The organism is Exiguobacterium sp. s145, from assembly GCF_018618835.1.
In the GTDB taxonomy this organism is placed as follows: Bacteria; Bacillota; Bacilli; order Exiguobacteriales; family Exiguobacteriaceae; genus Exiguobacterium_A; species Exiguobacterium_A artemiae.
On record NZ_JACSMV010000004.1, the window covers coordinates 118,829 to 128,269 of the forward strand.

At 47.2% G+C, this 9,441-nt stretch carries 15 protein-coding genes and 1 tRNA gene; 4 read left to right on the forward strand and 12 right to left on the reverse strand.

What is annotated here, in order from left to right; genetic code table 11:
* Positions 1 to 3 precede the first annotated feature (3 nt).
* The 10 genes from KNQ07_RS06380 to KNQ07_RS06425 form a co-directional block, all read right to left on the reverse strand.
* Positions 4 to 489, reverse strand: a complete 486-nt coding sequence (locus tag KNQ07_RS06380) for a hypothetical protein (protein ID WP_214765494.1) — start codon at positions 487 to 489, stop codon at positions 4 to 6.
* Positions 490 to 511: 22 nt separating this feature from the next.
* Positions 512 to 988 carry a hypothetical protein gene (locus tag KNQ07_RS06385; RefSeq protein ID WP_214765497.1) on the reverse strand — a complete coding sequence of 159 codons (477 nt, stop codon included), beginning with the start codon at positions 986 to 988 and terminating at the stop codon, positions 512 to 514.
* Between the two features lie 17 nt (positions 989 to 1,005).
* A complete protein-coding gene (locus tag KNQ07_RS06390) occupies positions 1,006 to 1,467 on the reverse strand; it encodes a hypothetical protein (protein ID WP_214765500.1) in 462 nt (153 codons plus the stop codon).
* Positions 1,468 to 1,487: 20 nt separating this feature from the next.
* Positions 1,488 to 1,964 carry a hypothetical protein gene (locus tag KNQ07_RS06395; RefSeq protein WP_214765502.1) on the reverse strand — a complete coding sequence of 159 codons (477 nt, stop codon included), beginning with the start codon at positions 1,962 to 1,964 and terminating at the stop codon, positions 1,488 to 1,490.
* A 14-nt stretch (positions 1,965 to 1,978) separates the two neighbouring features.
* Positions 1,979 to 2,428: a hypothetical protein gene (locus tag KNQ07_RS06400; protein WP_214765505.1), complete on the reverse strand. Its 450-nt coding sequence runs from the start codon at positions 2,426 to 2,428 to the stop codon at positions 1,979 to 1,981.
* A gap of 93 nt (positions 2,429 to 2,521) precedes the next feature.
* On the reverse strand, positions 2,522 to 2,680 hold the full coding sequence (locus tag KNQ07_RS06405) for a hypothetical protein (protein WP_014971497.1): 159 nt from the start codon (positions 2,678 to 2,680) through the stop codon (positions 2,522 to 2,524).
* A gap of 171 nt (positions 2,681 to 2,851) precedes the next feature.
* Positions 2,852 to 2,924, reverse strand: a tRNA-Ala gene (locus KNQ07_RS06410).
* A 108-nt stretch (positions 2,925 to 3,032) separates the two neighbouring features.
* A complete protein-coding gene (gene tatC, locus KNQ07_RS06415; protein ID WP_214765508.1) occupies positions 3,033 to 3,812 on the reverse strand; it encodes a twin-arginine translocase subunit TatC in 780 nt (259 codons plus the stop codon).
* 7 nt (positions 3,813 to 3,819) lie between these two features.
* Positions 3,820 to 4,023, reverse strand: a complete 204-nt coding sequence (locus tag KNQ07_RS06420) for a twin-arginine translocase TatA/TatE family subunit (RefSeq protein ID WP_214765511.1) — start codon at positions 4,021 to 4,023, stop codon at positions 3,820 to 3,822.
* Positions 4,023 to 4,682 carry a redox-sensing transcriptional repressor Rex gene (locus KNQ07_RS06425; protein WP_214765514.1) on the reverse strand — a complete coding sequence of 220 codons (660 nt, stop codon included), beginning with the start codon at positions 4,680 to 4,682 and terminating at the stop codon, positions 4,023 to 4,025. Before KNQ07_RS06425 ends, KNQ07_RS06420 begins: the two co-directional genes overlap by 1 nt.
* Before the next feature lie 156 nt (positions 4,683 to 4,838).
* Here KNQ07_RS06425 and KNQ07_RS06430 point away from each other — a divergent pair, with 156 nt between their 5' ends.
* Together KNQ07_RS06430 and KNQ07_RS06435 are read left to right on the forward strand one after the other, a co-directional pair.
* Positions 4,839 to 6,740 carry an ABC-F family ATP-binding cassette domain-containing protein gene (locus KNQ07_RS06430; protein ID WP_214765537.1) on the forward strand — a complete coding sequence of 634 codons (1,902 nt, stop codon included), beginning with the start codon at positions 4,839 to 4,841 and terminating at the stop codon, positions 6,738 to 6,740.
* Positions 6,740 to 7,132, forward strand: coding sequence for a hypothetical protein (locus tag KNQ07_RS06435; protein ID WP_214765517.1), 393 nt, complete (start codon positions 6,740 to 6,742; stop codon positions 7,130 to 7,132). Before KNQ07_RS06430 ends, KNQ07_RS06435 begins: the two co-directional genes overlap by 1 nt.
* A gap of 66 nt (positions 7,133 to 7,198) precedes the next feature.
* On the opposite strand, the gene KNQ07_RS06440 is transcribed toward KNQ07_RS06435, so the two are convergent.
* Together KNQ07_RS06440 and KNQ07_RS06445 are read right to left on the reverse strand one after the other, a co-directional pair.
* Positions 7,199 to 7,792: a flavin reductase family protein gene (locus KNQ07_RS06440; RefSeq protein ID WP_214765519.1), complete on the reverse strand. Its 594-nt coding sequence runs from the start codon at positions 7,790 to 7,792 to the stop codon at positions 7,199 to 7,201.
* A gap of 21 nt (positions 7,793 to 7,813) precedes the next feature.
* A complete protein-coding gene (locus KNQ07_RS06445) occupies positions 7,814 to 8,212 on the reverse strand; it encodes a DoxX family protein (RefSeq protein ID WP_214765522.1) in 399 nt (132 codons plus the stop codon).
* Positions 8,213 to 8,395: 183 nt separating this feature from the next.
* Here KNQ07_RS06445 and KNQ07_RS06450 point away from each other — a divergent pair, with 183 nt between their 5' ends.
* Positions 8,396 to 8,716, forward strand: coding sequence for a winged helix-turn-helix transcriptional regulator (locus KNQ07_RS06450; protein ID WP_285801099.1), 321 nt, complete (start codon positions 8,396 to 8,398; stop codon positions 8,714 to 8,716).
* A gap of 97 nt (positions 8,717 to 8,813) precedes the next feature.
* Positions 8,814 to 9,278, forward strand: coding sequence for a flavodoxin (locus KNQ07_RS06455; protein WP_214765525.1), 465 nt, complete (start codon positions 8,814 to 8,816; stop codon positions 9,276 to 9,278).
* Positions 9,279 to 9,441 lie beyond the last annotated feature (163 nt).

A 9,441-nucleotide genomic window follows, 5' to 3' on the forward strand; every position in this document is an offset into this window, starting at 1 on the left:
TATTTAATATTTTACGCGTCGCGCTTCCCTTTCTGCTTCAATCAGCTCGCGTTCTGACAGATGCGTTGGATCCAGTCGTTTGATCCGCGAATCGACGAGACGATCAAGTGACAAGACGGACAGTAAAAAGACAAGAATCGGTCCGATCAGCGTTGGTCGCGACACATACGGAATCAAGAACTGGGACGCCACGACAAGCAGCAACTCGCTAATCGTAATGACGATGTACGGCAAGGCGAGATGATCCCAGACTTCCATCCGGTCAAATCGTTTCGTGAAGTAACGGTACTTCAACAAGCGGACGGTCCATTGGTAGCCGAGGACCGGAAGCAGTAAAAAGTAATGCATGGAGGCTTCGGAAAAATTTAAATCATCTGCCAGAAACAAAAAGATCACCAAGACGAGTAGAAAAAATACCGTTTGGACACGCCGGGCACGTTTCGTGAAGCGCAGATAGTCTTGTGTTCGTTGCCGTTGAATATTATTCATTTCCTAATCTCCTCTCACCACATTAGCTTCCCGGTTTACGGTACCGTTCGACTTCCCGCATCGTCACAAAGGCCGGATCGAGTTGTTTGGCTAGCGTGTTTAACCGCGAGACATATACTGTAATCGCAAACACCCAGAACAGAATCAGGGCGAACGCAACACCTGAATACTGGGGAAAGATCATTCCTGCATAGAATAAAATGATAGGGACAAGATACCCGAGCATCGAGGCGCGACCGACTTTCAAAACGGTCTGTTGATACAACTCAGCCGGCAGACGTTCTTTTAAAATCCGCAGACGCATGATTTCCCGGACGATACCGCCTAAACAAAGGATGGTAATCGTAAACGACGTAAACAGTCCCGTTTCCCAAAAACCCGGAATGAACCAGCCAATCACTGCGAGGATCAAAACCGGAACCGGTGTCAGATGTTGAAGTTTTTTGAGCGGCGGTCCCAGCAGATTTAATCGTGTATTTTTTTCAAGCAATGTATTCATCCTGTTTGTCTCCCGTTTCATATATTTTTGTATACTTCCTGATCACTGACAAAATCCGAATCATCGCGTCGCATACGGGTTTTAAACCATCGTTCCGACACTAAGTAAATCGGGATTAAAATCAGAAGAATTAATCCCCACGTCTGCCAAAACGCTTGATTCCCCGTCAGTATCAAAAGGATGGCAAACGTAACAGTTAACACAACGTTTTGGATAAGCCAAAACCGCCAGTAGCTCGTTGCCCGTTCTTCCCCGATATACGATTCAAGAATCTGGCGTTTTTTGACTTGATAACGCAGATTGGATCCAAGGAAAGCAACCGGAAACAACAGCGCCAGTAGAACCGAATCAAACAATGTCATTAAAATCCCGATCCCCATCAAAAGTAGAACTGTCCATAACCACTTCGTTCCTAACAGGTCTTTCTCCATGTAAGCCAGCGTCAATTCATGTAACCGTTCGTTCCGTGCCGTACGCATGATGTTCTCTCCTTTAGCTGTCATTCTTCCAAGTACTTCACGTGCTTATGCACTTCCTGATCACTGACGAAGTCGGGATCGCCTGACCGGGCCATTTTTTTAAACAACCAATCGGTCACAAAATAAATCGGAGCGAGAATCAGGATGACCCAAAACGTCATTTTCCATAAGGACAGATCACTCGTTTCGAGTATCACCATGAGCAATGAGCCATATAACACAATCTGAATGCCGAGCCACAGCATCGATTGTGTCATAACCTGGTCTTTTGAGAGATACCGTTCTAAAATCCTGCGTTTTTCCAGCTGAAACGGAAGATCAAAAATCAGATAAACAAGCGGCAACAGACCCAAATAAAGGGCGGAATCCATCGTTTCCGAAAAAATGCCGAGCGTCGCCGCCACGGCAGCCATCAGCCAGCCGTTTTTTTGAAGCTGACTCTTGTCGATATAGGCAAGTGTCAGTTCATGTAACCGTTCGTCCTTTGCCGTTTGCATCTGACTTTCCTCCTTCATCCCTGCTGGATTTCTGTTTCACTGATATAAGTCGGATCAATCTGTTTGGAACGGTACGTCAAGAAACGCCGGCAAAGCCAGTAAAACGGGATGACGAAAAGACATAGTCCAAGCAAAAAGGTCGTACCTGACCGATTGGCCGTCAGAATAATCAAGGCTGCGAGCGCTCCGTACTGAAACAATCCGACGCCGACATGAAGACGGAACAGACGGTCTGCTGCTTCTTTTGAGGTGTGACGGGCAACGATTTGAAAACGGCGGCGTTGCCTCACGACATCGTATATGAAATAGAGAATCGGAATAATCAAAGCAAGGATTGGTTGTTCGAGTAGCTGGCTGGCGAATAAAAAGAGTGCCAAGACAGCCCATAATTTAGCGGTCGTCCGTTGATGCATCTGTTGATAGAGTTCTTTTAATTCCATCTGTTGTCCTGTCACAGCATTCATTCCAACACGTTCCTCCCCATCATTTCTTAATGTAATATACTTACATTTTACCAATTATGTTTCAAAAAAAAAGAAACTTCTAAAAAGAAGTTTCTAGGCCGAGACTTGGATGATTAAATAAATGACACTGTATGCCACAATGGCGAGCGGAATCATGGCGACGCCGATCAACCAACCATTCTTATCCCGAATTCCGAGATACAGAACCAGACAGCCGACGATGAAGGCAATGAGTGTAGTAAATGGATTCATAAGAGTTCCCCCTCAAGAAAAATAACCTATTCAGAAATTTCCCCTTTAGAGGACTCGATAAACCATTCGATTGTTCTAAACGCATGCACATATTTTATTCAACTAAAAAAAGTATCAAAGACCTTAAAAATCAAGGCTTTGATACTTCTTTAAAGAAGAATTACTTCATTATGGAGACTATCGGGCTCGAACCGACGACCTTTTGGCTGCCAGCCAAACGCTCTCCCAGCTGAGCTAAGCCCCCGTGTGTTTCTATAATGAGTATAACCATTGCTGTTCACTTTTTCAATATAAAATTAGACCGCTTACAAAAAAAATCTCCTTCACCTTGCGGGTAAAGGAGAATCTTCTATTATTTGTTCAACTCACGCATAAGATCCGCCTGTCGCTCCAGTTCCGCCTCCTGCTCGAGAATCAGCACTTTTTTGTACGTCCGTGCTGAGATGATGATGCTGATTTCATATAACACGAACAACGGAACAGAAATCATCAAATGCGATGTGATATCGGGCGGTGAGATCAACGCCGCAATCACGAACAGCGCAAAATATGCATACTTCCGATTCTTCCGCATGAAGAACGGCGTCACGAGTCCGAGGCGTGTCAAAAACATCGTCACGACCGGCAACTGGAACAACACACCGAACGGAATCGTCAACCGTATCAGGAAACTGAAGTAGTTCTCGACGCCGATGACCTGTTCAATCCCAAGCTCTTGCCCGAGTTCCGTCGATACTTCGAGTAAAAACGGCAACAGCCAAAAATAAGAAAACGAAATACCCGCAAGGAATAAGAAAAACGTCACGGGAATATACGTCAACGTCGCTTTTTGTTCTTGGTCGTGCAGACCGGGACGGATGAATGCCCAAAGCTGATACATCCAAAACGGGGACGCCAAGACGATTGCGATGATGAACGCAAGATTCAGATATAACATCAGTGGATCAACAACGTTAAACGCATTCAGCCCAATTCCGAGTTCCTTTAAGTCGGCCTGTAAGAAACGGACGAGCGGCCGGACGAGCGGAAAGGCTGCGATAAACATGACCACTACAATGATGAGCGACCAGATGATCCGCTTACGCAGTTCATCTAAGTGCGATGTCACACTCTGTTCTTGATCGATCGCCATGATTCACTCACTTCTCTTTCATTTCGTCCTTTTTGTCCTTATCATCTTCCATGATGCCGTTCGTTGCGCTCTTGAACTCTTTTAACGTCTGTCCGGCAGCGCGGCCGAGTTCCGGTAATTTCTTCGGTCCGAAGATGATTAAGGCGACGACACCAATCAAAGCGATGCTCCCCGGTCCAATACCAAGTGTTAACGGGATTAAGTTTTCCATTATGATTTCACTCCTTCAGCTGATTGCGAATAATGCTTCATAAAATACACGAGCGACTGCAGCTCGATTGACAAATCGATGTGATGCACCCGAACGTGGGCCGGTACATTCAACCGGGCCGGTGTAAAGTTCAAAATGCCGGTCACACCATACTCTACTAACTCATCTGCCACTGACTGGGCGAACTGAGACGGTACCGTCAAGATGGCGACGTCGACATTGTTCGCTTTGATTTGTTCTTTCATATCTGACACATGATAAATCGGAACGTCCTGCGTCGTCGTTCCGACCTTGTCCTCATCGGCGTCAAACGCGATGACGATACGAGTACTATTATTCTTTAAAAAGTTATAATTTGCAAACGCTGTTCCGAGATGTCCGACCCCGATTAAGGCGACATTCGTGACCTCGTCTTGGTTGAGTGTCTTTCGGAAAAATGTTAACAAATGTTGAACATTATAACCGTACCCTTTTTTCCCTAACGCCCCAAAGTAGGAAAAGTCACGACGGATCGTCGCGGAGTCGACTTTGACCGCTTCGCTGAGCTCTGCTGACGAGACGCGCAACTTGCCGGAGTTATAAAGACTCTGGATAAAACGATAATATAACGGCAGCCGTTTCGCCGTTGCTTGTGGTATTTTTGTGTCTGGCCCATTCATACTGCAGTTCCCCCTTCGGCCACGTTCTGACGTGGCACCCAAATCAATGCAAAGAATTCTACTCCCCTTGATTGTAAACCACTTCACATAGAGTAACAAATATTATATTCGGCAGGATTTTTCGTGATAGACTAAAGGGTGGAAGGATGGATGGATATGATTCTCTTACAAGTAAACCAACTCTCAAAATCATTCGGCGTCGAGCCGATTTTAGACAATATTAAACTCGAAGTACAGGAACGGGACCGGATTGCCCTCGTCGGACGAAATGGTGCCGGAAAATCGACACTTTTAAAAATCATCGCTGGGGAGCTGTCACATGACTCGGGCGAGATCATGAAAAGCAAGGAAGTCCGGATCGGTTATCTTGCGCAGGACAGCGGACTTGAATCAAACGAATCGATTTGGAACGAGATGCTGACTGTTTTTGAGCATCTGCAGGATCAGGAACGGGCGCTTCGCCGGATGGAAATTGAAATGGGCATGGAGCACATTTTAAATGATCCGACTGCCTATGACCGTCTCCTGAAAACATACGATCAAGCGCAACACGACTTCTCGGAAGCCGGCGGCTATCAGTTCGAAGCCAACATCCGCTCCGTCTTACACGGGATGCGCTTTTATCCGGACGATTATTCCCGACGGATTCAGACGCTTTCTGGTGGACAGCGGACCCGGCTCGCCCTCGCGAAAATGTTGCTGCAGGCACCGGAACTGCTGATTCTCGATGAGCCGACCAATCACCTGGACATCGATACACTGTCCTGGCTTGAAAGTTACTTGTCCGGTTACCGCGGCGCTGTCCTGATCGTTTCCCATGACCGGTATTTCCTCGACCAAGTCGTCAACGTCGTCTATGAATTGTCCCGGAACGTCTCCCGGAAGTTTACCGGTAATTATACAAAGTATCTCGAACAAAAAGCGGCACTCTACGAACAGGAAATGAAACAGTTCGAACAGCAGCAGGAAGATATCGCGAAGATGCAGGATTTCATCCAGCGCAACATCGCCCGGGCAACGACAACGAAACGGGCGCAAAGCGTCCGCAAGCGCCTCGAAAAGGTCGACCGGATCGACCGGCCGGACGGTGACGAACGCAGTACGGTCCTGTCGTTCCCAATCGAAAAGCAGAGCGGCAATGATGTGCTGCAGGTCAACCAACTCGCGGTCGGCTACGAAGAAGCCGTCTCGAAAAACATTACCTTCCGCCTGCAACGTGCGGAGTCCCTTGCGCTTGTCGGACCAAACGGAATCGGCAAGTCGACACTGCTGAAAGTGCTCGTCGGCCGTCTGAAACCGTTATTCGGAGAGTACCGGTTCGGAACCGGCGTCTCAATCGGTTACTACGATCAGGAGCAGGCGGAACTCAATGACCGTAACCGGGTCATTGATGAAATCTGGAACGAATGGCCGTTGATGCGCGAACAGGAAGTCCGGTCCGTGCTTGGTCAGTTCCTCTTCAGCGGTGATGATGTCTTCAAACTCGTCCATGAATTATCGGGCGGGGAACGAGGACGTCTGGCGCTCGCAAAACTGAAGTTACGCAAAACGAATCTGCTTGTCCTCGATGAGCCGACGAACCACTTGGATCTTGATTCGAAGATGGTCCTCGAGAATGCCCTCGTCGACTACGAAGGGACCCTGCTGTTCGTTTCCCATGACCGCTACTTCATTGACCGCGTCGCGACGCGTGTCATCGAAATGAGTTCAGACGGTGTGACCGATTACCTCGGCGACTACTCGTATTACATGGAGAAAAAAGCCGAGAAAGAAGAAATCGCCCGCCTCGAAGCGGAAGAAGCGAAAGCAATCAAAGTCGCATCGACGAAGACGATTGACAAGGAAGCCCAAAAAGAAGCACGTAAAAAGAAACAGCAACTCGAACAGCTCGAGCAAGAGATCGAACGGTTGGAGAACCGGTCGGTTGAAATCGAACAGCTGTTGTGTGAACCGGAAGTCTTTAATGATATTCCGAAAGCGACCGCCCTGTCGGCAGAACGTGATCAGATCGACGTCGATTTGCTTGAGCTGATGGAACAGTGGGAGTCGTTCCACTGATGCGATCGAAAAGTTATCTGATCAATCTGATCCAAGGATTATTGTCCGGTGTCCTCTACTTCGTCCCGATGTATGCGGACTATGTCTCGGCTTTCATTCGTCCGGATGCCTTTAATGCCGTGTACCCGTTGTTCATCCTGATTTCCTGCATGATCGGTCTTGTCATCCAGACCTGGAGCGGACTGTTCGTCAGCTTATTGTCCGGTCTGATCTGTACGTTGTTGACAATTCAGTCGTTCGTCGAACTGAACGACCCGATGATCATGATGTATTACGGTGCTGTCTCACCACTGGTCGCCTTTTTGATCAGCTGTGTCGGAATCTGGGCACTTGCCGTCCTGTTTTATTTGCTCGACGGTTTTCAGTACAGCAAACGTCATAAAATGGAGTAAGTCACAAAAAAGACGAGAGAAGCAGATTCGATATCTGCTTTCCTCGTCTATTTGTATGGCATTGTCTTATTTCGTAGGACGCGCAATCGTAAAGATGTCACCGATTTTCGCGTAGTCATTGCCGGCAAGACGGGCAATTGCGTTTAATCCGTCTGCATCAATCCGGAAGGACTCTTCCAGTTCATCCACGACATGATAGCGGATGACTTCGCCAATCAATAAATCGGCTGTTTCAAGTTCGATGTGTTGCGTCAGCTTCAGCTCAAACCGGATTTTTGCTTCTGCGACCGCGGGAACATCAATCAAATCACTGTCAATCAGTGTCAGATTCGTCCGCTCCAGTTCACTTTCACCGTAGGCAAGCGGTGCTGCCGTCTCGTTGACTGCTTCGACGATCTCTTCACTGACGATATGGATGACATATTCTTTCGTTAACAAGATATTTTTAGCCGTATCCTTCTCCCCTTGATCCGTCTTTTGAACGGCAATCAACAGTTGAGGCGGATGACTTGAGGCGACGGTAAAGAACGAAAACGGGGCAGCATTGATTGTTCCGTCCGCTCCTCTTGTCGTGACGAAAGCAATCGGTCGCGGGATGATACTCCCGATCAACAATTTATAGTTTTCTTTTGGACTGAGTGACCGCGCATCAAACTTCATTGTTATAACCTCTTTCTCTGTTTACCCGAGCATGGCTGCGAGTGAATAGTCTCCAGCACCAATCAAGGCGACGCCAAGAGCGATGACGATCAGTGCCATGTTGTATTCGTACCCGTTCTGTGTCACCCAGTAACCATTTTGACCGTGCACCTTGATGATCGCAACGAGCATCGATCCGATAATCAGTGCTGCTGCGAACCATAAGAAGAGACCGCCGGCAAACAGTACGCCGCCGACCAGTTCCGCAAGTCCTGCCGCAAGCGCAAGTGTTTTACCCGGTTTCATGCCGATCGACTCAAACCAGCCGCCTGTCCCCTCAATCCCGTGTCCACCGAACCAGCCAAACAATTTCTGTGTCCCGTGTGCGGCAAATGTTAAGCCAATCACCAAGCGTATTAAAAATAATCCTAAATCCATCATCTTTCTCAAACTCCCTTTTACTTAATGTTTTTTAATTACTTTTAGTAACCCAAATAAGACTATAAACTATCACTTACTAAAAGTAAATAGATTTGTTTTTGTTCTTTTTGTTACATTAAGTAAAATGATTCGATTTTTTTAGTAGAAGCGGGTATACTACAAATATAGAAAGGATGAGTGCTGATGGAAGAGACATTGATTCCGGCTGCCCTTTGTCCGAAAGTCGAACATGCCTTTGAAATTTTGGGCAAGAAGTGGACGGGCTTGATTTTACGTCATCTCATGACAAAGACCTGTCGTTTCAACGAAATTCAAGATGCGATTCCGGAGTTGTCTGGTCGTATGTTAACGGAGCGCATGAAGGAACTTGAGGCGGAAGGTATTGTGATCCGGACCGTCATTCCGGAACGTCCGATTAAAATTCAATACAGTTTGACTGACAAAGGTCGTCAGCTTGAACCTGTCATTCGTTCAATCGAAGAATGGGCCGAGCTCCAAGACTGACATGAAAAGTCTCTTCACTCCGGAGAGGCTTTTTATTTTCAATTGTATTGAGAACGATTATCAATTAAATTGAAAGTGTTCACATTTTGGAGAAAGGATGATTCAGATGAATGTCATGATCGGCTTTGTCAGTATGTCCGGAAACACCGAAGATATCGTACATCTCCTGCAGTCGGAACTCGAACAAAAAGGCTGCATTGTTCATATACAGGAACTTGACCGGTTATATCCGTCCGACTTCTCTCAGTATGATGCCGTATTGCTCGGCTCCTATACATGGGGAGACGGCGATTTGCCGTATGAAGCGGAAGATTTCCTTGAAGATCTTGCCGACAGTGACTTGAACGGCTTGGCAGCTGCCTCCTTTGGTTCGGGGGACCGTGATTATCCGAAATACTGCGCCGCTGTCGATCTGCTCGAACAGACGTTACGATCAGCCGGTGCGACAATCACCGCTCCTGGTCTGAAGATCGAGTTTGATCCGGATACCCCGGAGAAACAAACTGCCTGTCGTCTGTTTGCTGAAGAATTTTTTGAACGGGCACAACGATTGTATGCGTGAACTACTCACCATTTATTTGCTTCGCAAATTGAAGTGGGCGCTTCTTGGGAAGACCGTACTTTTACGAGCTACGGTTATTGACCAAGCTCATCGGGTGGTTCCCACCCTGAAGGGGTTTCAGTCTGCTAACAGCAACAAGTTGATACTTGCGTTGATATCTCGA

What these genes read in the sequence shown, in the direction of transcription:
- KNQ07_RS06380 (WP_214765494.1), bottom strand. Translation starts at nt 489, where the DNA reads ATGAATAATATTCAACGGCAACGAACACAAGACTATCTGCGCTTCACG.
- KNQ07_RS06425 (WP_214765514.1), bottom strand. Translation starts at nt 4,682, where the DNA reads ATGAATGGGCCAGACACAAAAATACCACAAGCAACGGCGAAACGGCTG.
- KNQ07_RS06390 (WP_214765500.1), bottom strand. Translation starts at nt 1,467, where the DNA reads ATGCGTACGGCACGGAACGAACGGTTACATGAATTGACGCTGGCTTAC.
- KNQ07_RS06400 (WP_214765505.1), bottom strand. Translation starts at nt 2,428, where the DNA reads ATGAATGCTGTGACAGGACAACAGATGGAATTAAAAGAACTCTATCAA.
- KNQ07_RS06450 (WP_285801099.1), top strand. Translation starts at nt 8,396, where the DNA reads ATGGAAGAGACATTGATTCCGGCTGCCCTTTGTCCGAAAGTCGAACAT.
- KNQ07_RS06405 (WP_014971497.1), bottom strand. Translation starts at nt 2,680, where the DNA reads ATGAATCCATTTACTACACTCATTGCCTTCATCGTCGGCTGTCTGGTT.
- KNQ07_RS06445 (WP_214765522.1), bottom strand. Translation starts at nt 8,212, where the DNA reads ATGATGGATTTAGGATTATTTTTAATACGCTTGGTGATTGGCTTAACA.
- tatC (WP_214765508.1), bottom strand. Translation starts at nt 3,812, where the DNA reads ATGGCGATCGATCAAGAACAGAGTGTGACATCGCACTTAGATGAACTG.
- KNQ07_RS06385 (WP_214765497.1), bottom strand. Translation starts at nt 988, where the DNA reads ATGAATACATTGCTTGAAAAAAATACACGATTAAATCTGCTGGGACCG.
- KNQ07_RS06435 (WP_214765517.1), top strand. Translation starts at nt 6,740, where the DNA reads ATGCGATCGAAAAGTTATCTGATCAATCTGATCCAAGGATTATTGTCC.
- KNQ07_RS06395 (WP_214765502.1), bottom strand. Translation starts at nt 1,964, where the DNA reads ATGCAAACGGCAAAGGACGAACGGTTACATGAACTGACACTTGCCTAT.
- KNQ07_RS06455 (WP_214765525.1), top strand. Translation starts at nt 8,814, where the DNA reads ATGATTCAGATGAATGTCATGATCGGCTTTGTCAGTATGTCCGGAAAC.
- KNQ07_RS06420 (WP_214765511.1), bottom strand. Translation starts at nt 4,023, where the DNA reads ATGGAAAACTTAATCCCGTTAACACTTGGTATTGGACCGGGGAGCATC.
- KNQ07_RS06430 (WP_214765537.1), top strand. Translation starts at nt 4,839, where the DNA reads ATGATTCTCTTACAAGTAAACCAACTCTCAAAATCATTCGGCGTCGAG.
- KNQ07_RS06440 (WP_214765519.1), bottom strand. Translation starts at nt 7,792, where the DNA reads ATGAAGTTTGATGCGCGGTCACTCAGTCCAAAAGAAAACTATAAATTG.